The organism is Ancylobacter crimeensis, assembly GCF_023016805.1.
Lineage (GTDB): Bacteria > Pseudomonadota > Alphaproteobacteria > Rhizobiales > Xanthobacteraceae > Ancylobacter > Ancylobacter crimeensis.
This window is the reverse complement of the sequence record NZ_JALKCH010000005.1, coordinates 217,045-239,170: the sequence shown is the minus strand read 5'-3', so window position 1 is coordinate 239,170 and position 22,126 is coordinate 217,045. Positions and strand designations below refer to the sequence as shown.

Below are 22,126 nucleotides of genomic sequence, written 5' to 3'. Positions count from 1 at the left end.
CGTCCGCTCGACGGCCTCAGGCCCAGCCGCTGTCGTCGGAGCTGTCGTCGAGAAAGCCGCCATCGTCATTGCCGTAATCGGCAAGGTCGGTGCCGCTGTCGGTGCCCGCGGCGGTGTCGTCTCCGCCGAAAGGCCACAGCCCGTTGGTGACGCCCTGCCCGGCCGTGTCGCTGCCCGCATCGCCGGCATCCTTCGCCGAATCGCCCCACGGGCTCGCGGCGGAGACGCCGTCCTTCGTATTCTCGGTGATGTTCTGCGTGATGTTCTCGGTCACGTTCTCGGTGGCGTGGCCGCCGAACGGACTGCCGGCCCCGCCCATCATCGAGCGGATGCCGTCGAACAGCAGGGCGCCGCCGGCGACGCCCGCCGCCGTGGTGAGCGCGCTCGAGAGGAAGCCCCCGCCGCCGAATCCTCCGCCAAAGCGGCCCTGCGGCGCCGCCTGCTGGAAGCCCGGCTGCTGGCCGTAACCGCCCTGCTGGAAGCCTCCGCCACCCTGCCCGTAGCCAGCCTGCCCGTAGCCGCCCTGCCCGTAACCCGGCTGCGCGGCCTGCGCGCCGCCCTGATAATCGGCCTGCGGCGAGATCGTGCGCTGGCCGGCAGCGGGCACCGAGGTCGAGCGGGCGGCGGCGCCAAGACTGCCGCCAAGACCGCCGCCCAGCAGGCCGCCGAGGAACGACCCACCGGAGGACGGCTTCGCGGCTTCGTCCTTCGCCGCCTTCAGCTCGGCTTCCAGCGCGGCGATGCGCTGCGCGGCCTGGTTCAGCGCGTGCTCCTGCACCAGCACGGTCTGCGCCAGCGCATAGGGCGCGTGCGGCGCCGCGACGACATGACGGTTGATGAGGTCTTCCGCATCGGGATCGCGGGGCGCATTGGCGATGGGTGCCATCTTCTCGAACAGACCGTCGATCAGCGCGCGTTCTTCGGCGTTCATCGTCCCCTCCATGGGTTGCCGTGGGAGCGATATGAGTCCCCGAGCAAGGCGGTGAAAGGGCGGTCTTCGTGAAATTTCCGTCATCCGGCGCGCGGGCGCAGGGTCATGCGCACAGATACCGTCCCCCGGTCGCCGCGGATTTTGCCGGCCCTCACCGGCTTCATGTGGACGCCGCCTCCATCGCCCCAGCCATGCGCCGCGCGGGATTGGCGCAAGGCGGGCGTCTCCGCTATGGTCCGCGCGCTGCGGCGCCGGCGCCGCAGCGCCTTGCGGCGCCTCAGGGAGCAGATGATGGCCGACAGCCAGACCCGCACGACAGACGGAGCCGACGCGACCACCCATTTCGGCTTCCGCGACGTGCCGCTCGGCGAGAAGCAGACGCTGGTGGACGACGTGTTCCGCTCGGTCGCCCGCCGCTACGACCTGATGAACGACCTGATGTCGATGGGCCTCCACCGCGTGTGGAAGGACGCCCTCGTCTCCAAGCTCCGCCCGCCGCGGAACGAGCGTCCTTTCGCCCTGCTCGACATTGCGGGGGGCACCGGCGATGTCTCGTTCCGCACGGTGGAGGCGGGCGGGCCCAACACCCATGCCACGGTCGCCGACATCAATGGCGAGATGCTCGCCGTGGGCCGCGAGCGGGCGGAAAAGCGCGGCCTTGCGGACCGCCTCGATTTCGTCGAGGCCAATGCCGAAGACCTGCCCTTCCCGGACGCCTCGTTCGACGCCACCACCATCGCCTTCGGCATCCGCAACGTGCCGCGCATGGACAAGGCGCTGGCCGAGATGCGCCGCGTGCTGAAGCCGGGCGGGCGCTGCTTCGTGCTGGAATTCTCGCGCGTCGACGTGCCGGGCCTCGACGCCATCTACGACACCTATTCCTTCAAGGTCATCCCCGGCCTCGGTCGGCTGGTGACCGGGGATGCCGAATCCTATCGCTACCTCGTCGAGTCCATCCGCCGCTTCCCCCCGCCAGAGGCCTTTGCCGAGCTGATGCGCAATGCCGGGCTCTCCCGCGTGGCCTATACCCCGCTCACCGGCGGCATCGTGGCGCTGCATTCCGGCGTTCGGATCTGAGGGGGCTTTGTGGGAACTCCGCTTGGAGATGCGCTGAGGCTGGTCCGTGCCGGCTATGTCCTCGCCCGCGAGGGCGTGCTGTCCCGCCTCGACTTCGGCGGCGCCCCGCCGGGCGCGGCAGAAGCCTTCACCCTTGCCCGCCTGATCGAGCGGCGCGGCGCCGGCAGCGGCGCGGCCCGGCTCTCCGCCGCCCTGACCCGGCTGGGACCGTCCTATGTGAAGCTCGGCCAGTTTCTCGCCACCCGCCCGGACGTGGTCGGCCCGGAGCTGGCGAAGGACCTCGAAACCCTGCAGGACCGGATGCCGCCCTTCGCGCAAGCGGAGGTCGACGCGGCGATGCTGCGCACCTTCGACCGGCCGGCAAGCGAGGTCTATGAGACGCTCGGCCCGCCGATCGCCGCCGCCTCCATCGCCCAGGTGCATCGCGGCACGGCGCGCGATGAGGAAGCCGGGCGCGCCGTTACCCGAACCGTCGCGGTGAAGGTGCTGCGGCCGGACGTGCAGCGCCGCTTCCGCACCGATCTCGGCTCCTTCTACCGCGCCGCCCGGCTCGGCGAGCAGCTCTCCGCCGAGGGCCAGCGCCTGCGGCTGGTCGCCATCGTCGACACCCTGGCCCGCTCGGTCTCGATGGAGATGGACCTGCGGCTGGAGGCCGCCGCGCTGTCCGAGCTGGGCCAGAACACGGCGGAAGACGGCGATTTCCGCGTGCCGGCGGTGGACTGGGACCGCACCGGGCGCGAGGTCCTGACCACCGAATGGATCGACGGCATCAAGCTGAACGACCTCGCCGGGCTCAGCGCCGCCGGGCACGATTTGCCGGAACTGGGACGTATCGTGATGCAGTCCTTCCTGCGCCACGCCCTGCGCGACGGCTTCTTCCACGCCGACATGCATCCGGGAAACCTCTTCGTGGACGCCGAAGGCCGGCTGGTGGCGGTCGATTGCGGCATCATGGGCCGGCTCGACCAGAAGGAGCGGCGCTTCCTCGCCGAGATCCTGTTCGGCTTCATCACCCGCAACTGGCGCCGCACCGCCGAGGTGCATTTCGAAGCCGGCTATGTACCCCGCCACCATTCGGTGGACGACTTCGCCCAGGCGATCCGCGCCATCGGCGAGCCGATCCATTCCCGCCGTGCCGACCAGATCTCGATGGCCAAGCTCCTGACCCTGCTGTTCGAGGTCACGGCGCTGTTCGACATGAAGACCCGGCCGGAGCTTCTGCTGCTGCAGAAGACCATGGTGGTGGTCGAGGGCGTCGCCCGCTCGCTCGATCCGCAGCTCAACATGTGGAGGACGGCCGAGCCCGTGGTGCGCGCCTATATCGAGCGCAATCTCGGCCCCGCCGCGCGGATCGGCGAGGTGGCGGACGGAGTCAGTGCGCTCGGGCGCGGGGTGCAGGCGCTGCCGATGCTCGTCGCCCACGGCCAGCGCATCGCCGCCCAGCTCGACGAGGCCACCCGCGAGGGCCTCGCCCTCGCGCCCGAGACGGTGAAGGCGATCGGCCGGGCCGAAGGACGCGGCAATCGCTGGACGAGCGTGGCATTGTGGATCATCGCTGCGCTGCTGGCGTGGCAGGTCTTCCACTAGGCAAGGGAGCGGCAGCATGACCAGCCCGCCCATGGACGGCACGCATATCGACGCCTCCCTCGACGGCGCCCGCCTGCTGCTCGTCATCGGCGGGGGCATCGCCGCCTATAAGAGCCTCGACCTCATCCGCCGGCTCAAGGAGCGCGGCGCCACCGTGCGAGTGGTGATGACGGAAGCCGCGCAGCGCTTCGTCACCCCGCTCGCCGCCGGCGCGCTGTCCCACGAGCCGGTCTACACCGACCTGTTCGACCGGCAGGCCGAGCAGGATATCGGCCATATCCGCCTCGCCCGCGAGGCCGACCTCATCCTCGTCGCCCCCGCCACCGCCGACCTCATGGCGAAGATGGCGCATGGCCTCGCCGACGACCTCGCCTCCGCCATCCTGCTCGCCGCCCGCGCGCCGGTGCTGGTCGCGCCCGCCATGAACCCGGCGATGTGGGCGCATCCCGCCACCCGCCGCAACGCCGCGACGCTGCGGGGCGACGGCATCGCCTTCATCGGCCCGAACAGCGGCCCGATGGCCGAGCGCGGCGAGGATGGCGCCGGCCGCATGGCCGAGCCGCTGGCGATCGCCCACGAGGCCGCCCGCCTGCTCGCGGCGCCCCGCGCGACCGGCGCGCTCGCCGGCCGCCATGTGCTGATCACCTCCGGCCCGACCCATGAGCCGATCGACCCGGTGCGCTACATCGCCAACCGCTCCTCCGGCAAGCAGGGTCACGCCATCGCCGCCGCCGCCGCCGCCGCCGGGGCGCGGGTCACGCTGGTGTCCGGCCCGGTGAGCCTGCCGGATCCGCCCGGCGTGACGGTGGTCCATGTCGAGACCGCGCGGCAGATGCTGGCGGCGGCGGAAGCCGCGCTGCCGGCCGACATCGCGGTGTTCGCCGCCGCCGTCGCCGACTGGCGCACCGCCGATGCCGCCGGCCAGAAGATGAAGAAGGACGGTTCGGGTACGCCCGCGCTCGCCCTCGTCGAGAACCCGGACATCCTCGCCACCATCGCCCGCCTGCCCGCCGGACGCCGGCCGGGGCTTGTGGTCGGCTTCGCCGCGGAGACCGAGAACGTCATCGCCTACGCCACCGCCAAGCGGGCCCGCAAGGGCTGCGACTGGATCGTCGCCAACGACGTCTCGCAAAGCGGCGAGGTGCCCGGCGGGGTGATGGGCGGGGACAGCAACGCGGTCTATCTGGTCGCGGCGGAGGGCGTCGAGCACTGGCCCATGGCCGCCAAGAGCGAGGTGGCGCGCCGCCTCGTCGCCCGCATCGTCGAGGCCGTCGGCCCCATCGCGCAGGAAACCGAATGACCGCCATGCCCCTGTCCGTCCCGGTGATGCGGCTGCCGCACGGTGCCGACCTGCCTTTGCCGGCCTATGCCACCGCCGGCGCCGCCGGGCTCGACCTCATCGCCGCGCTGCCCGAGGACGCCCCGCTCACCCTCGACCCGCTCGCCCGCGCCGCGGTGCCGACAGGGATCGCCCTCGCTTTGCCGGACGGCTTCGAGGCGCAGGTGCGCCCGCGCTCCGGCCTTGCGCTGAAACACGGCGTGACGGTGCTGAACGCGCCCGGCACGGTCGATGCGGATTATCGCGGCGAGGTGAAGGTGCTGCTGGTGAATCTCGGTTCCGAGCCTGTCACCTTCACCCGCGGGCAGCGCATCGCCCAGCTCGTCGTGGCCCCGGTGACGGTGATTCAGCTCACGGAAACCGGTGATTTGGAAAAAACAACACGTGGAGATGGTGGTTTCGGCTCCACGGGGCTCGACGGCGGCGCCGGATCGCGCTAGCCAAGGGTCCATGCCGCGTCTGTCCGACAAAAGCCTGCTCGCCATTGCCGCCGTCGTCGATGTCGCCCTCCATGCGCGCGGCACGCCGGTGGCCGCCAAGGCGCTTGCCGCCCGGCACGATCTCCCTCCCCGCCATCTGGAACCGGTGCTGCAGGCCCTCGTCCATGCCGGCGTGCTGAAGGGCGTGCGCGGGCCGCGCGGCGGCTATGAGCTCGCTCGCGAGCGCCGCCGCATCACGGTGGCCGAGGTGGTGCGGGTGGTGGAAGCCGACGCCGAGGAGGCCATGGCCGATTTCCCCTCCATCGTGCGCGACGTGGTGCAGCCCGCCGTCGCCGAGGCGGAGCGCACCTTCGAAACCGCGCTGGAAGCGGTAACGGTGGAAGAACTCTGCCGCAAGGCGCTGCAGACCGAGGGCCGGCGCGGCGTGCCGGAAGGCATAGATTTCACCATCTAGAATTGTTGTTATCAAGATTTCTCGACGCGCAAGCGTGAATATGCTAGGCGCAGTTCCGAATGCGGGCGCGACACCTTATATGCTCCCGCAACCGGACCCTTGATTTCCGGATTCTCGGGAGACGTCCATGGCCGAATCCACCTCCTCCAAGCCCGGTCGCGGCCGGGTCTACAGCTCCATCACCGAGACCATCGGCAACACCCCGCTGGTCGAGCTGCACCGCCTGCCGGCGCAGCGCGGGGTGAAGGCGCGGATCCTCGCCAAGCTCGAATTCTTCAACCCTATCTCCAGCGTGAAGGACCGCATCGGCGTGTCCATGATCGAGGCGATGGAAGAGGCCGGCGTGCTGAAGTCGGGCACCGTGCTGGTGGAGCCCACCTCCGGCAATACCGGCATCGCGCTCGCCTTCGTCGCGGCCGCGCGCGGCTACCGGCTCATCCTCGTCATGCCGGAATCGATGTCGATCGAGCGCCGCAAGATGCTGGCGCTGCTCGGCGCCGAACTGGTGCTGACGCCGGCGGCGCAGGGCATGCGCGGCGCCGTCACCCGCGCCGAGGAACTGGTGCGCGAGCTGCCCGACGCCATCATTCCCCAACAGTTCCGCAATCCCGCCAACCCGGCCATCCACCGCGTCACCACCGCGGAGGAGATCTGGAACGACACCGACGGCGCGGTCGATGCGGTGGTTTCGGGCGTCGGCACCGGCGGCACCATCACCGGCATCGGCCAGGTGCTGAAGCCGCGCAAGGCCTCGCTGAAGATGATCGCGGTGGAGCCGGAGGACAGCCCGGTGCTCTCCGGTGGCCAGCCCGGCCCGCACAAGATCCAGGGCATCGGCGCCGGCTTCGTGCCGGACGTGCTGGACCGCTCGGTGATCGACGAGGTGATCACGGTCGGCAACCAGACCGCCTTCGAGACCGCCCGCGCCGTGGCCCGGCTCGACGGCATCCCGGTTGGCATTTCCTCCGGCGCCGCGCTCGCCGCCGCGCTGGAAGTCGGCGCCCGGCCGGAGATGGAGGGCAAGACCATCGTGGTCATCATCCCCTCCTTCGCCGAGCGCTACCTCTCGACCGCCCTGTTCGAAGGGCTCTGAGGCGGGCAGCGGCAGGGCGCGACCCGGCCGTGAGGAACGGGGCAGCGGGCGGAACCCGTCTGCCCCTTCTTTTTGCGGTCGCCGCCCGGCCCTCTCGCCCGAACGGTGGGGATGCGTCGCGACGCCCGAGATGCCGCCTCGCCGTTTCCCCGAGGCCTCGGCTGCGACCGGGAGCGTTCCTTGCCCCGCACGGCGGCTGACCGTGCAGTATCGGAACGAACGGAGATCCGCCCGGCCCAGCTTTTCGCTTCGCTGCTGCCGGCATGGGAAGGGCCCGCCCGGCAACGCCGTGGCCGCATCGGGACCGGCCATGACGGCGGACGGGCGGCTGAGTCCCCCGCCAGCGAATCGGCCGCGAAACGCGCCTCCCTGGCTCCCCGTGCAACGCGTCACGCTCTCCGACGGGGGGCAGGTCGAGGGATAGGGCATGCGGCGCGTGCGGCCTTCCTGCCATTCCCTCGCCCGCGCAGGCCCGTTCGCCTCCCGACCCGGAGAGGAAAGGCCGCATCCGGCAAAGGCCCGGCCGTCCACCTGCACAGGCGATGAGACGCATCATGCGGCGAGCTTCCTGCCCGCCGGGCCAAGTGACACGCGCATCCCGAACGCGGCTGCATCCGCCCGTGCCAGAGGCTGGTGAACGCCCGCGACACCGGCGACCGGTGCAGCCATACCGGCAGTGTCGCCCCCGGTTTCAACACCCCCCGCATCGGGCCTTCTGCCGGGAGTCCCGCTTGGTTAAAGTCAGGGTGATTCGCGGCGGGCGAAGCGCGGTGAGGCCCCGCGCCAGTGCGCCTTTGGGGGAATGGCACGGTGCCGGGGGGCATCGCGCGGCGACAAGGGGGCGACGGCCAGATGGTGCGGCACAGCGGGACCGGAGCCGGGGGCGCGGCGGCAACGTCGCGGCATGCGACCTGCGCTGTCCGCGAAGCCGGTGCCGACCAGCGCCAGAGCCAGCCGCGAGCCTCCCGCACGCCAACCGCCTGCTCGCCGGCCGCCCGCCCACAGGACGCGGAGCCCGGCGCCGCCCATCGCTCCGGCGATACCCCGCGCATGGCTTCGGCCGCCGCGCGCCCCTTCCGCCGCGCGCTCCTCGCCTCCGCTTCCCTCGCCTCGCTTCTCGCCACCGCCGGCACCGCGATGGCCGTCCCGCTGGCGGGTCCGTTCGGCGACGCCGCCCGCGCGCTCGGGCAGCTCGATCGCGGCGAGGTCACCGGGCTCGCCTTCATGGCGGGGCTGCTCGCCTTCGCCACCACCACCGCCATCGTGCATCTGCGCTTCCGCCGCTTCGCCAATGCCCGCGAGGCGGAAGCCCATGCCGACATATCCCGGCTCGAGGCCCAGCTCGCGGAAAGCCGCGCGCTCCTCCTCACCGAGCCGCAGGTGATCGTGGTGTGGCGCGAGCCCGCCGGCGCGCCGGAGATCCTCGGCCCCGCCGTCACCCTCACCGGCTCGGCGGCGCCGCTGCGGCTGCTCGCCTTCGGCTCCTGGCTCGCACCGGGCTCGGCGAGTGCGATCGACCATGCGGTGGACGATCTTCGCCGCGCCGGCATCGCCTTCACCCTGCCGCTCGTCACCCATGACGGCCGGCATGTGGAGGCCGAGGGGCGCCCGGTCGGCAGCGCGGTGATGCTCCGGCTGCGGGAGGTCACCGGCGCCCGGCAGGAGCTTGCCGCCACCCGCGAGGACCAGCGGCGGCTGGAAGGCGAGGCTGCGGGCCTGCGCAGCCTGCTCGGGCGCCTGCAGCACGCCGCCTGGCTGCGCGACGGCGACGGGCGCCTCGTCTGGGCCAATGCCGCCTATGCCCATGCGGTCGAAGCCTCCGACGCCGGCGACGCGGTGGCGCGCGACCTGCCTCTGCTCGACCATGCCGGCCGACGCTCGGCGCATGAGGCACAGGCGAAGGGCGGCGCCTATGCGGCGCGGCTGCCGGTCATCGTCGCCGGCTCGCGCCGGGTGCTGGACGTGGTGGAGGTGGCAACGGGAGACGGCTTTGCCGGCCTCGCCCTCGATGCCACCGAGGCGGAAAGCGTGCGCGCCGAATTCGCCCATGCGGTCGCAGCCCATCGCCGCACGCTGGACCGGCTCTCCACCGCGGTGGCCATCTTCGGCGGCGACCGGCGGCTGGTGTTCCACAATGCCGCCTATGCAAGGCTGTTCGACCTCGACCCCGCCTTCCTTGAAGACCGGCCGTCCGACAGCGCGGTGCTGGATCGGCTGCGCACCACCCGCCGCCTGCCGGAACAGGCGGATTTCCGCGCCTGGCGCGAGGAACTGCACAAGGCCTATCACGCCATCGAGCCGCGCGAGCACGCCTGGCACCTGCCCGGCGGGCGCACGCTGCGCGTCGTCACCGCGCCGAACCCGGAAGGCGGCGTCACCTATCTCGCCGACGAGGTGACCGAGCATCTCGCGCTGGAAAGCCGCGTCGATGCGCTCGCGCGCCTGCAGACCGAGACGCTGGATGGCCTCGCCGAGGCGGTGGCGGTGTTCGGCTCGGACGGCCGGCTCGGCCTCAGCAACCCCGCTTTCGCCACGCTCTGGCAGCTCCCGCCCGGCGCGCTGGCCGATCGCCCGCACATCGACCGGTTGATGGCGCTGTGCGCCGGACAGGTGGCGAAGCCGGAGATCTGGCGCAGCCTGCGCGAGGCCGTGACCACCATGGAGAAGCGCGCGCCGCTGCGCATCCGCATGGAGCGGCGCGACGGTTCGGTGCTGGACGGCGCCACCCAGCCGCTGCCGGATGGCGGCACGCTCATCACCTTCCGCAACGTGACGGACAGCGTGAAGATGGAGCGGGCCCTCGTCGAGCGCAACGAGGCGCTGGAGGCGGCCGACCACCTCAAGAGCACCTTCGTCAGCCACGTCTCCTACGAGCTGCGCTCGCCGCTCACCACCATCATCGGCTTCGCCCAGCTTCTCGGCGACGACGCCACGGGCCCGCTCGCCCCCAAGCAGCGCGATTATGTGAGCCACATCACCGAATCGAGCGCGGCCCTGCTCGCCATCATCAACGACATCCTCGACCTCGCCACCATCGACGCCGGCACCATGGCGCTGGAGCTCGGCACGGTGGACATCCGCGCCGCGATGGAGGCCGCCGCCGAGGGCATCCGCGACCGGGTGGCGGAGCGCGAGATCCGGCTGGTGCTGGAAGTCTCCGAGCGTGCCGGCAGCTTCCTCGCCGACGAGCGGCGGGTGCGGCAGATCCTCTACAACCTGCTGTCCAACGCCGTCGGCTTCGCTCCCGAGGGCTCCACCGTCACCCTCTCGGCCGAACGCACGCCGGAAGCGGTGCGCTTCCGTGTGCGCGACGAGGGGCCGGGCATCGCCCCCGAACTTGCCTCCCGCGTGTTCGACCGTTTCGAGAGCCGCACCTCGGGCTCGCGTCACCGCGGCGTCGGGCTCGGGCTTTCCATCGTGCGCTCGCTCATGGAGCTGCATGGCGGGCTGGTGCAGATTGGCGCGGCGCCGGGCGGCGGCACGCTCGTGACCTGCACCTTCCCGCTCGATCGCGACACCACCCAGCAGGCGGCGGAGTGACCCCCGATGGTTCAGCCTCCCCATCCTCCGCGCCCGCCCGGCTCGCCGCCGGGTTCGCCGCCGAACGTTCCGCCGAATCTGCCGCCCCGCCTGCCGACCCCGGCCCGGCGCCCGGCCAATCCCGCCCCGCCGGCGGGCGGCGCGGCCTCCCACGCCGCGGTGTGGGACGTGGTGCTGCCGGACGAGGGCGCCACCCGGCGCCTCGCCATGGACCTTTCCATGCTGCTCGCCCCCGGCGACATGGTGGCGCTGTCGGGTGATCTCGGCGCCGGCAAGACCACGCTCGCCCGCGCCCTGGTGCGCGAGATCGCGGGCGACGACGCCCTCGAGGTGCCGAGCCCGACCTTCACGCTGATGCAGGTCTATGACCTCCCGCGCGGCCGGCTGGTCCACGCCGATTTCTACCGCATCGAGGAGCCGGAGGAGCTGGAGGAGATCGGCTGGTCGGAAATGGCCGACGACGCCGTCGTGCTCGCCGAATGGCCGGAGCGGGCTCGCGGCCTGATGGGGCCGGACCGGCTGGACATCCACATCGCGCTGGTGCCGGATTCCGGGCCGAATGTGCGGCGGCTGCGTCTCGTCGGCCATGGCCGGCTCTCGACCGGCCTCACCCGGATGCGCGCCATCCGCCGGCTGATCGACATGGCCGGCTTCGGCGCGGCCCGGCGGCACCACGTGCAGGGCGACGCCTCGACCCGCGCCTATGAGCGCCTCGTGCTGGCCGACCGCACCGCCATCCTCATGAACGCCCCGCACCGGCCGGACGGCCCTCCGGTGCGCGACGGCAAGCCCTACAGCCAGATCGCCCATCTGGCGGAAGACGTCACGCCCTTCGTCGGCATGGCGCGGGGCCTCAAGCAGCGCGGCTTTTCCGCCCCCGCGCTCTATGCCGCCGACCTGCAGGAAGGCCTGCTGCTGCTGGAGGATTTCGGCCATGAGGGCGTGGTGGAGGGCGACCCGCCCGGCCCGATCGCCGAGCGCTACGAGACCGCGATCGACCTGCTCGCCGAGCTTCACATGCTCGACCTGCCGCACCGCCTGCCGGTGGGCCCGCGGGTCGACTACTCCATCCCGCGCTACGATCTCGACGCCCTGCTGATCGAGGTCGAGCTGCTGCTGGACTGGTATCTGCCCCATCGCGGCGCCCCCGAGCCGACCCCGCCGGAGCGGGCCCAGTTCCGCAAGCTGTGGGAGCGCGCGCTGCAGGCCCCCCTGTCGCAGAAGCCGGCCTGGGTGATGCGCGACTACCACTCGCCCAATTTGATGTGGCTGCCGGAGCGCGAGGGCATCCAGCGCCTCGGCCTGCTCGACTTCCAGGACGTGGTGATGGGCGCGCCGGCCTATGACGTGGTGTCGCTCACCCAGGACGCCCGCATCGACGTGCCGGAGGCGACCGAGCTCGCCTTGCTCGCGCGCTATGTCGGCAAGCGCCGCGCCAACCCGGCCTTTTCGGTTCCGCAGTTCCTCGCCAGCTATGCGGTGCTCGGCGCCCAGCGTTCCAGCAAGATCCTCGGCATCTTCGCCCGGCTGAACCGGCGCGACGGCAAGCCCGCCTATCTGCGCCACATCCCGCGCATCTGGCGCTATCTGGAGCGAAGCCTCGCCTTCCCGGAGCTCGCCGAGCTGAAGGCGTGGTATGACGCGCATGTGCCGGCGCCCGCCGCCACCACGCCCGACCCGAGCGAACCGCCCGTTTCCGAATGAATGCGAACAACTCAGCCGCCGCCCGCCGGCCGGCCCCGATACGGACCGCGATGGTGCTGGCCGCCGGCCTCGGCACCCGCATGCGCCCGCTCACCGACCGCATGCCCAAGCCCCTGGTCGAGGTCGCGGGCCAGCCGCTGATCGATCATGTGCTGGACCGGCTGGTCGATGCCGGCGTCGCGCGTGCGGTGGTCAACGTCCATCACCACGCCGACCAGCTCGTCCGCCATCTCAAGGGCCGACGCGACATCGAGATCGTCATCTCGGACGAGCGCGACGCCCTGCTCGAGACCGGCGGCGGGGTGGTGCGCGCGCTGCCTCTGCTCGGGGAAGGACCGTTCTACACCATCAACGCCGACACCTTCTGGATCGAGGGCATCCGGCCCAATCTGCCGGCGCTGGCGGAGGATTTCGACCCGGCGCGGATGGACGTGCTGCTGCTCTGCGCCGCCACCGTCGCCTCGGTCGGCTATTTCGGGCGCGGCGACTTCATCATGGACGGCGCCGGCCGGCTGGAACCGCGCGGCGAGCGCATCGTCGCCCCCTTCGCCTTCGCCGGCGCGGCGCTATGGCGACCCGGCCTGTTCGCCGACGCGCCGCAGGGCGCTTTCTCCCTGTCCCGCCTGTTCCGCGCCGCCGCCGAGAAGGGCCGGCTCTACGGCATGCGGCTCGAAGGCGTGTGGATGCATGTCGGCACCCCCGAGGCCATCGCACAGGCCGAGGAGGCGATCCGCCGCTCGGTGGATTGAGGCGACCCGGCATCATCCGGCCCTGCCGTCCCGCCAAGGTGCGCGGGGACCCGTGATGAACGGGGACGGCAGGGCCGATGCCCCCGCCGCGCCGGAGCCGGCATCCCGGACAGCGGAAGGCCGATCCGGCATCGCACCTAGCCGGGCGGCCCCCTTCGCCGACCGGACGAACCCAATTCTCCGGCTACGCCTGCGGCCGGGATGACGGCCGGCATGGCACCACTGACGGAGGTCACGGAGGCGGAGTGCCGCTGCGCGAGGCGCGAGGTGCCCCCCTTCCGCTTTCCGGCGAAAGATGGAACCTTCCGGCAAGCTTTCGCCCCTGATTCCCTTGTCTGCCCGCAAGCGGCGCGAGCCCGTTGCGCGGGCGCCGTTTCCGCAACGGCCCGTGCCCCGGCGGCCGGGACCAGCCGCCGCCCGAGGAGACGCACCCCATGAGCGAGGAGACCAGCCGGCACGCCGCCGCCCCGCGCGTGCGCACCATCGCCTCTTCGGTGCCGTTCCTCGACTGCCTCGCGGATGCGCTGCTCGACGGCACGCTCATTCCCGGCTTTTCGCCTGGCGGCGATCCCTTCGCGCTGGTGCGGGCCAGCATCTATCTGCCCACCCGCCGCGCCTGCCGGCTGTTCGGCGAGACCCTGCTGCGCAAGACCATCGCGGCCGGCGGCGGCACGGCGGTGCTGCTGCCGCGCATCGTGCCGCTCGGCGAGATCGACGAGGACACGCTCGCCTTCGCCGACGCCTTCACCGACCCGCCGCTCCCGGTGCCCGAGACGCGGCGGCGGCTCGGCCTCGCCCGTCTGGTGCGGACATGGCGCGATGCGGTGGGCGAGGGGTCGGACAACCGGCAGGCGGTCGCCGCCGGGCCGGCCACCGAGCTGGCGCTGGCCGACGCGCTGGTCGGGCTGATCGACGAGATGTCGGCCCAGAACGTGCCGTGGTCGCGGCTCGACGACCTCGTTCCCGGCGAGCACGACGCCTATTGGGATCTGACGCTCGATTTCCTCAAGATCGCTCGCGACATGTGGCCCGCCATGCTGGCGGAGCAGCGGATGGTGGATGGCGGGGTGCGCCGCGACCAGCTCATCGACGCCGAGGTGGAGCGCCTGCGCAGCCTTGGCGCCGCGGCCGGCCCGGTGGTGGCGGCGGGCTCCACCGGCTCCATGCCGCGCACCGCGCGCCTGCTCGACACCGTGGCCCGGCTGCCGCTCGGCTGTCTCGTGCTGCCCGGCCTCGATACCTCGCTGGACGAGGCCGCGTGGAACGCCCTGCTGGCCGAGGACGACCCCAGCCCGAGCCATCCGCAATTCGGCCTTGCCGCGTTGCTGAGCCGGCTCGGTGTCCGGCGCGCGGATGTCCTGCCCCTTCATCCGCCGGCCGCAGCCGACCGGGAATGGCTGCTCTCCGAGGCGCTGCGCCCGGCCGCCACCACGGATCGCTGGGCCGGACTCGCCGAGGTCGAACCGCAGGCCCGTCTCGCCCGCGGCTTCGCCGGCGCCACGGTGATCGAGGCCGACGATTCCCGCGAGGAGGCGCTGGTCATCGCCCTCGCCTTGCGCGAGGCGCTGGAGACGCCCGGCCGGAGCGCCGCCCTCGTCACCCCGGACCGCGACCTCGGCCGCCGGGTAGCGGCGGAGCTGCTGCGCTTCGGCATCGCCATCGACGATTCCGCCGGCGTGCCGCTGTCGGAAACCCCGCTCGGCCGCTTCGTCCGGCTGGTGGCCGGCGTGGTCGAGCAGCGCTTTGCCCCGGTGCCGCTCTCGGCATTGCTCCGCCACCCCCTCGCCCGCTTCGGGCAGGAACGGGCGCTCCATGAGGCCGCCGCCGACGCGCTGGAGCTGATGCTGCTGCGCGGACCGCGCCCGGCCGCCGGCAGCGACGGCCTCATCGCCGCGGCGGACGCCTTCTCGGCCGGCGACGTGCACCCGTCCGATCCGCGCGCGAAGCTGACGGAAGAGGCGCAGCAGGCCGCCCGCGACCTCGCCCGCCGCATCGCCGCCGCGCTCGGTCCCCTCGTCGCGCTGGACAGCGGCACCCACTCCTTCGCCGCGCTAGTGGAGGCCCATCACGCCGCTCTCGCCGCCGCGACGGACGACGCGCAGGCCCTCGCCGATCTCGCCGCCCCCTTCGAGCAGCTCGCCGACGGTGCATTGTGGGCGGCCCCGCAGACGCTGTCGGACTATGCCGAGCAGCTCCCCGCTTTGCTCGCCGCCATGCCGGTGCGCGCCGCCCTGGTGCCGGAGGCGCGGCTGCGCATCCTCGGCCCGCTGGAAGCCCGCCTCGTCAGCGTCGACCGGGTGGTGCTGGGCGGTCTGGTGGAAGGGACATGGCCCGGCGCCGCGCGCACCGACCCGTGGCTCAGCCGCCCGATGCGCGCCAGCCTCGGCCTCGACGCGCCGGAGCGGCGCATCGGCCTGTCGGCGCACGACTTCGCGCAGGCCTGTGGCGCCCGCGAGGTGATTCTCAGCCGCGCCGCCAAGGTCGGCGGGGCGCCGACCGTGCCTTCGCGCTTCCTGCAACGCCTCGCCGCCGTGGCCGGCGACGCCAACTGGACCGCGGCGGTGGCGCGCGGCGACCGGTTGCGCGGGCTGGCGGCCCGGCTCGACAGCGTGCCCGCCCTGCCCCCCTTCGAGCGCCCGGCCCCGACGCCCCCGGTGGAGCTGCGCCCGACCAGCCTCAGCGTCACCGAGATCGAGACCTTCCTGCGCGACCCCTACTCCATCTATGCCCGCCACGTGCTGAAGCTGAACCCGCTAGAGCGGCTGGACGACGAGCCCGGCGCCTCCGAGCGCGGCACCGCGATCCATGAGGCGCTGGGCCGCTTTGCCGCTCAGTGGCCCGAAGCGCTGCCGGAGGATGCGGAAGCCCGGCTCGCGGCGATAGGGCGCGAGGCCTTCGCCCCGCTGCGGCCCTTCCCGGCGGAATACACGCTGTGGTGGGCGCGGTTCGAGGCGATGATCGGCTCCTATCTCGCCTTCGAGCGCGAACGCCGCGCCACCCGGCCCGCGATCGTCGCCGAGACCTTCGGCAGGATGGAGATTGCCGGCACGCGCGGGCCCTTCGTGCTGCGGGGCCGGGCCGACCGCATCGAGGTGTTCCGCGACGGGACGCTCGCCATCCTCGACTTCAAGACCGGTACCGTGCCGACCGCCCGGCAGACCCGCGTGAACTATTCCCCGCAATTGCCGCTGGAAGCCGCCATCGCCCGCGCCGACGGTTTCCGCAATGTGCCGCCCTTTCCGACGGCGGACCTCGTCTATGTGAAGATCGGCGGCACAGCGATCGAGGAGAAGAGCGTGGTCGAGGCCGATACCAGCGCCATGGACCTCGCCGAGGAGGCGCTGGCCCGGCTGCAGACGCTGCTGCACGCCTTCGAGAACCCGGCGCAGCCCTATGTCGCGCTGCGCCGCCCCATGTTCCGCGGCCGTTTCGGCGATTACGACCATCTGGCGCGGGTGAAGGAATGGTCGGTGAACGGCGAGGGAGAAGGCGAATGAGCGCAACGCCATCCACCGACGCCATCGGCCTTGCCACCGAGCGGCAGACTCTCGCCTCCGATCCCGACATCTCGGTCTGGGTCGCCGCCAATGCCGGCTCGGGCAAAACCCATGTGCTGGCGCGCCGGGTGATCCGGCTGCTGCTGCGCGGCGTCGCCCCCTCCCGCATCCTCTGCCTCACCTACACCAAGGCCGCCGCCGCCAACATGGCGAACCGGGTGCTCGGCGAATTGCGGAGCTGGGTGAGCCTGCCGGCCGCTGACCTCGACGCCCGCATCGAGGCCGCCGACGGCCCGATGCAGGGCGAGAGCGCCATCCGCCGCCGCGCCCACGCCCGCCGCCTCTTTGCCGCCGCGCTGGAGACGCCGGGCGGGCTGAAGATCCAGACCATCCACGCCTTCTGCAGCGCCCTGCTCCACCGCTTCCCCTTCGAGGCGGGGGTGCCGGCCGGGTTCGGCGACCTCGACGAGGCCGCCCGTGCCGACCTGCTGCGCCGGGTGCGCGAGGAGGTGGTGCTGGAGGCCGCCGCGGCGCCGTCGAGCGAGCGCGGCCGGGCGCTGGCCCATCTGGTCGCGGAAGTGTCCGACGCTGGACTGACTGCACTCCTCACTGGACTGATCGACCACCCCGAAACGCTGGCCGCGAGCCCCGCAGACATCGCAATGGCGGTGGGCGCGGAACCCGGCGCGGATGCACGCGAGATCGAGCGAAAAATCGTCGATGATGGCATTTTCGCACGCGGAGCCTGGCGCGGCTTCGCCGAGGCTCTGATCCAGGAAGGCGGCAACTGCGCCCGGCGCGGGCAGGCTCTGCTGGAGGCCGCGAGCGCCCCGGAGGCCTTCGTGGCCGATGCTTATGCCCGCGTTTTCTTCAAGGCCGATGGCGGCCCCTATGGCGACAGCCAGTTCGGCGCGGCCAAGGTGCGCGAGCGCTATCCGCAGATGCTGGCCGAGCGCGACCGGCTCATCCCGCTTGCCGCGCGTCTGACCGCCGCCCGTGCCGCAGCCCGCAGCGTGGCCGCTATCCTTTTGGCGAAAGAGGCTTTTTCCCGCTACGAAAAGGCCAAGCGGGCGCGCGGCCGGCTCGATTTCACCGACCTCATCACCGCCACACGCCGCCTGCTCGACCATGAGAACGGCTCGGCCTGGGTGCATTACAAGCTCGACCAGGGCATCGACCATGTGCTGGTCGACGAGGCCCAGGACACGAGCCCGGAGCAATGGGACGTCATCCGCCCGCTGGTGATGGAGTTCTTCGCCGGCGAAGGCGCACAGCCCCGCAACCGTAGCCTTTTCGTCGTTGGCGACGAAAAACAGTCCATCTTTTCATTTCAGGGCGCCGATCCGCGCCGTTTCGACGCGATGCGCGCCGAATTTTCCCGTCGCGCCGGCAGTGTCCGGTTCGAGCAGGTGCGGCTCCAGCACTCCTTCCGCTCGGCGCCGGGCATTTTGGAAGCGGTCGACACCGTATTCGGCCGCGAACAGGCCTATAGCGGCCTCACCGCAGAGCCGGAGGCCACCATCCACCAGCCGATCCACGCCGCCCTTCCGGCGCTGGTCGATATCTGGCAAGTTGAGAGGCCGGAGGAAAAAGTCGAGACCGATCAATGGACTCGCCCGCTCGACGCACCTGACGAGGACGACCCGGTGAGCCGGCTGGGCGAGAAGATCGCCCGACACGTCAAGGCCCGCATCGACGCCCGCTTTCCCGTCAGCCGGCGCAAGGACACAAGGCCGATCCGCCCCGGCGACGTCCTCGTTCTAGTGCGCCGGCGCGGCGGCATCTTCGAAGCGGTGATCCGTTCGCTGAAGAATCTCGGCGTCCCCGTGGCCGGCGCCGACCGGCTGAAGGTCGCCGAGCATATCGCGGTGATGGACCTGATGGCGCTCGGCGATTGCCTCCTGTCGCCCGATGACGAACTGGCCCTCGCCAGCGTGCTGAAAAGCCCACTTTTCGGCTTCAGCGAGAAGGATCTGCTGGATCTCGCTGCCCGGCGAACCCGCCGGCTCGGCGAGGAATTGCGGGCGCAGGCGCGGAGCCGTCCGCACTGGGCCGAAGCGGCGCAGATGCTGGATCGCCTGCGCGAGGAAGCGCTCACCCTGCGCCCCTTCGACTTCTACACGCGCGTGCTCACCCGCGAGCGGGGCCGGGCGAAGATGCTCGCCCGCCTCGGCCCGGAAGCCGCTGATGCGCTTGATGAAATGCTCACGCTGGCGCGCAGCTACGAGGGGATCGAGACACCGTCCCTCACCGGCTTCCTCGCCTTCCTGCGCCGGGGCTCGACCGATGCCAAGCGCGATATGGAAGCCGAGCGCGACGAGGTGCGGGTGATGACGGTGCATGGCGCCAAGGGGCTCGAGGCGCCCTATGTCATTCTCGCCGACACCACCGGCATGCCGCGCACCGGCGACGACGCCCGCCTCGTGCGCGCCGCGACGCCGGATGGACGTCCGCTCGCGTTGTTCTCGCCTTCGAAGAAGACGGACACCCCGGTCACCGCCGAGCTGCGCCAGCGCGGCGAGCAGGCGGCGCTCGATGAATACAGGCGCCTGCTCTATGTCGCGCTGACCCGTGCCGAAACCACGCTGGTGATCGCCGGCGCGCAGGGCCGCACCGAGCGCCGCCCGGACTGCTGGTACGATCTGGTGAGGACCGCCCTGGAGCCGGAAGCGGTCGAGATGCCGGCGGTCGGCTTTGCCGGCACCGTGCTGCGCTGGCGCGGGGACGGCGAGCCGGCGCCGGATGCCTTGCCTCCGGCCAAGGCCGACCCAAACGCCGCGGCGGTCTTCACGGAAGACGACCTGCTGGCCCGTCTGCGCATGTCCCCGGCGGAGGCGACGCCACACCCTCGCATTGCCCCGTCCGCTCTCCAGGCAGGGTCGGACAACCTTTCGGCCGAACGCCGGCGCGAACGCGAGGAAGCGCTGCGGCGCGGCGACCTCGTCCATCGGCTGCTGGCGGGCCTTCCCGGCCTGCCCGAGGCGGAGCGAGCGGAGGCCGGGCGACGCCTGCTCGACCTCCACGCCCGCGACTGGACCGGGGAAGCGCGGGACGAGGTGTTGCGCGCGGCGCTCGGCACGCTGGCGCTGCCGGATCTCGCGCCGCTTTTCGCGATCGACAGCCATGCCGAGGTACCGCTTATGGGCGTGCTCGACGACGGCACCACGGTGAACGGCCGCATCGACCGCATCGCCATCGAGCCGGGACGGATCCTGCTGGCCGACTTCAAAACCGACGCCCGGCCGCCGGCCACCCCGCTCGCCGGCCATGTGCACCAGATCACGCTCTATGCGCGCCTGGCGGAACGGCTCTTCCCGGGCCGCGCGGTGGATGCCCGCATCGTCTATACCGCCGGCCCGACGATCCATCGCATCGAGGTGCAGGCCCGTCGCTGAGGGCTCTGCGTCTTCCACAACCCTCACGTCGCCGTGACGCTCCTTGACGCCCCGGCGGGCGGCTCCCTACCTTGCATTCCGACCCGCGACTCTCGCTTTCATGAAAGGTGCACGCCATGGGCGTCGAAAAAGTGTCCGACTCCTCCTTCGAGACGGACGTCATCAATGCCTCCGAGCCGGTCATCGTCGACTTCTGGGCGGAGTGGTGCGGCCCGTGCCGCATGGTCGCCCCGGTGCTCGATGAAGTGTCCGGCGAGCTGGCGGGCAAGGTGAAGATCGTGAAGCTGAACGTCGACGAGAACCCGGCGACAGCCTCGAAGTTCGGCATCATGTCGATCCCGACGCTGCTGCTCTTCAAGGACGGCAAGATCGCTTCCCGCCAGGTCGGCGCGGCCCCCAAGGCCAAGCTGTTGAGCTGGATCAACAGCGCGGTCTGAACCTTCGCCTCGCAGACCAAAGAAACCCCGGAGCGGCAACGCTCCGGGGTTTTTCGTCAACACCTCACGATGCGGTAGGCAGCGCCACGAGGCCCGCCTCGATCTCGGCCCGGCGCGGTTCCAGGAAAGGCGGCAAGGCGAGCGTCTCGCCCAGCGTTTCCTGCGGCTCGTCCTGAGCGAAGCCCGGCCCGTCGGTCGCGATCTCGAACAGGATGCCGTTCGGCTCCCGGAAATAGAGGCTGCGGAAATAGAACCGGTCCACCGCCCCGCTGGACGGCACCCGCAGCTCCTTCAACCGGTCGATCCAGCCGCGATACTCCGTCTCGTCCGGTGTGCGGAATGCAACGTGATGGACCGCCCCCGCACCCTGCCGGGACCGCGGCAGATGCGGCTCGACCGCGACGTGAAGTTCCGCCCCCGCCCCGCCGGCGCCCATTTCGTAGACATGAACCTGCGAGCCACCGAGCGTGTAGCGGCGAACAGCACGCATGTTCATGACCCGCGTGAGCACGATGTCCGTGTTCTCCAGCGCCGGCACGCTGAGCACGATCGGCCCAAGCCCGCGGATCTGGCGCTCCACCGGCACCGGGCTGCGGTCCCAGGGATGGGCCTCGCCCTCACCGCCATCGTCGACGAGGCTGAGGCGCTGGCCTTCCGGGTCCTCGAAATCGAGCGTCGCCCGCCCGTCGCGCTCGACGATGCCCTCATGGGCGACGCCGTTCTCCGTCAGGCGCTGCGCCCACCAGTCGAGGTTGTCGCGGCCCGCCACCCGCAGCATGGTGCGGATGACCGCGTTGGTACCGCGCCGCTCCGCCGGCACCCGCCAGTCGAAGAAGGTGAGGTCGGTGCCGGGCGAGGCTACCGCATCGGCATAGAACAGGTGATAGGCGGAAACGTCGTCCTGATTCACGGTCTTCTTGACCATCCGCATGCCGAGTGTGCGGGTGTAGAAGGCGTGGTTGGCAGCCGCATGGGTGGTGATAGCCGTGAGGTGATGGATTCCGGTGAGTTGCATGTGGGATCCTCCTTTGACCCCACAGATAGGTCACCATCCGCGCGGCTGCATTGGCAGACGCGCAGGACCGGTCTTGCGGAGATAGCGACGTCTTCCGCTACGACAGGAGCCCGATCACTCCGTCATGCAGGATCTTCAGCGACAGCAGGAACAGCGCGGCCATGATGAGGCGGTAGAACAGGCCGTCCGGTATCCGCCGGGTCGCCCACACGCCGACATAGGTCGCCGCGATCGCGACCGGAAGCAGCAGCGCCGCGGTCTCCAGATTGGCGAGGTTCAGTTCGCCCAGCGCCCAGTAGGCTGGAACCTTCATCCAGTTGATGGCGGCGAAGGTAAGGGTCGAAGTGCCCGCATAGACCATCTTCGGCAGCCGCTGCGGCACCACATACATCTGGAAGGGCGGCGCCCCGCCATGGGTGACGAAGCTGGTGAAGCCCGACACCGTGCCCCAGAACATGCCGCGCGGCACATCGGCCGGCCGCGCCTCGCGCGAGGCGCCGAACCAGCGCACGAGGCAGAAGGCGAGCCCGATGCTGCCGACCATCACCATCACCGCCGCCTCGGACACCACGCTGGCACTCGCCCAGCCGATCAGGATACCGATGGCCGCGCTGGGCACGAAGATGGCGACGTTGCGGGCCGAGAATTCACGGCGATAGGCGATGACGCCGAACAGGTCGGAGACGACATAGACCGGCAGAAGAAGGCCGGCCGCGGGAATCGGATGCATCACCAGCGACATGATCGGCACCGACAGCGTGCCGATCATCGGCACGCCGCCCTTGCCCATGCCGACGGCGAAAGCCGCGGCGAGCGCGGCCAGCCAGAACGTGACCGATGGATCCATGGGAAAGCGGGTGGCGCGCGG

General features: G+C 71.4%; 15 protein-coding genes. 12 read left to right on the top strand and 3 right to left on the bottom strand.

All coding sequences use genetic code 11. The features are described 5' to 3' along the window. Positions 1-16 precede the first annotated feature (16 nt). The gene (locus MWN34_RS09175) at positions 17-931 is read right to left on the bottom strand and encodes a DUF2076 domain-containing protein (protein WP_247028679.1); all 915 of its coding nucleotides are present in this window, start codon (positions 929-931) and stop codon (positions 17-19) included. Between the two features lie 288 nt (positions 932-1,219). Here MWN34_RS09175 and ubiE point away from each other — a divergent pair, with 288 nt between their 5' ends. The 12 genes from ubiE to trxA all read left to right on the top strand — a co-directional run bounded on the left by ubiE (position 1,220) and on the right by trxA (position 20,243). Further along, positions 1,220-2,008 (top strand): bifunctional demethylmenaquinone methyltransferase/2-methoxy-6-polyprenyl-1,4-benzoquinol methylase UbiE, encoded by a 789-nt coding sequence (ubiE, locus tag MWN34_RS09170; protein ID WP_425532086.1) that lies wholly within the window; start codon positions 1,220-1,222, stop codon positions 2,006-2,008. A 9-nt stretch (positions 2,009-2,017) separates the two neighbouring features. Beyond that, positions 2,018-3,595: a 2-polyprenylphenol 6-hydroxylase gene (gene ubiB / locus MWN34_RS09165; RefSeq protein ID WP_247028675.1), complete on the top strand. Its 1,578-nt coding sequence runs from the start codon at positions 2,018-2,020 to the stop codon at positions 3,593-3,595. A 16-nt stretch (positions 3,596-3,611) separates the two neighbouring features. After that, positions 3,612-4,895 carry a bifunctional phosphopantothenoylcysteine decarboxylase/phosphopantothenate--cysteine ligase CoaBC gene (coaBC, locus tag MWN34_RS09160; RefSeq protein ID WP_247028673.1) on the top strand — a complete coding sequence of 428 codons (1,284 nt, stop codon included), beginning with the start codon at positions 3,612-3,614 and terminating at the stop codon, positions 4,893-4,895. After that, on the top strand, positions 4,892-5,374 hold the full coding sequence (dut, locus tag MWN34_RS09155; RefSeq protein WP_247028672.1) for a dUTP diphosphatase: 483 nt from the start codon (positions 4,892-4,894) through the stop codon (positions 5,372-5,374). The genes coaBC and dut overlap by 4 nt, the downstream gene beginning before the upstream one ends. A 10-nt stretch (positions 5,375-5,384) precedes the next feature. Beyond that, entirely contained in the window at positions 5,385-5,828 is a 444-nt protein-coding gene (locus tag MWN34_RS09150) for an RrF2 family transcriptional regulator (RefSeq protein WP_247028670.1), read from the top strand. Positions 5,829-5,955: 127 nt separating this feature from the next. Continuing rightward, the gene (gene cysK / locus MWN34_RS09145) at positions 5,956-6,921 is read left to right on the top strand and encodes a cysteine synthase A (protein ID WP_247028668.1); all 966 of its coding nucleotides are present in this window, start codon (positions 5,956-5,958) and stop codon (positions 6,919-6,921) included. Positions 6,922-7,971: 1,050 nt separating this feature from the next. Then, positions 7,972-10,461 carry a sensor histidine kinase gene (locus MWN34_RS09140; RefSeq protein ID WP_247028666.1) on the top strand — a complete coding sequence of 830 codons (2,490 nt, stop codon included), beginning with the start codon at positions 7,972-7,974 and terminating at the stop codon, positions 10,459-10,461. A gap of 6 nt (positions 10,462-10,467) precedes the next feature. Continuing rightward, a complete protein-coding gene (tsaE, locus tag MWN34_RS09135) occupies positions 10,468-12,165 on the top strand; it encodes a tRNA (adenosine(37)-N6)-threonylcarbamoyltransferase complex ATPase subunit type 1 TsaE (RefSeq protein ID WP_247028664.1) in 1,698 nt (565 codons plus the stop codon). 50 nt (positions 12,166-12,215) lie between these two features. After that, positions 12,216-12,914, top strand: coding sequence for a nucleotidyltransferase family protein (locus MWN34_RS09130; protein ID WP_247028662.1), 699 nt, complete (start codon positions 12,216-12,218; stop codon positions 12,912-12,914). Between the two features lie 434 nt (positions 12,915-13,348). After that, positions 13,349-16,411, top strand: a complete 3,063-nt coding sequence (addB, locus tag MWN34_RS09125) for a double-strand break repair protein AddB (protein WP_247028661.1) — start codon at positions 13,349-13,351, stop codon at positions 16,409-16,411. Beyond that, positions 16,408-19,806 (top strand): double-strand break repair helicase AddA, encoded by a 3,399-nt coding sequence (gene addA / locus MWN34_RS09120; protein WP_247028660.1) that lies wholly within the window; start codon positions 16,408-16,410, stop codon positions 19,804-19,806. The genes addB and addA overlap by 4 nt, the downstream gene beginning before the upstream one ends. A gap of 116 nt (positions 19,807-19,922) precedes the next feature. After that, positions 19,923-20,243: a thioredoxin gene (gene trxA, locus MWN34_RS09115; RefSeq protein WP_247028659.1), complete on the top strand. Its 321-nt coding sequence runs from the start codon at positions 19,923-19,925 to the stop codon at positions 20,241-20,243. A 64-nt stretch (positions 20,244-20,307) separates the two neighbouring features. On the opposite strand, the gene MWN34_RS09110 is transcribed toward trxA, so the two are convergent. Both MWN34_RS09110 and MWN34_RS09105 read right to left on the bottom strand, forming a co-directional pair. Beyond that, positions 20,308-21,258, bottom strand: coding sequence for a ring-cleaving dioxygenase (locus MWN34_RS09110; RefSeq protein ID WP_247028658.1), 951 nt, complete (start codon positions 21,256-21,258; stop codon positions 20,308-20,310). A gap of 97 nt (positions 21,259-21,355) precedes the next feature. Beyond that, positions 21,356-22,105, bottom strand: coding sequence for a sulfite exporter TauE/SafE family protein (locus MWN34_RS09105; protein WP_247028657.1), 750 nt, complete (start codon positions 22,103-22,105; stop codon positions 21,356-21,358). Positions 22,106-22,126: the final 21 nt, after the last annotated feature.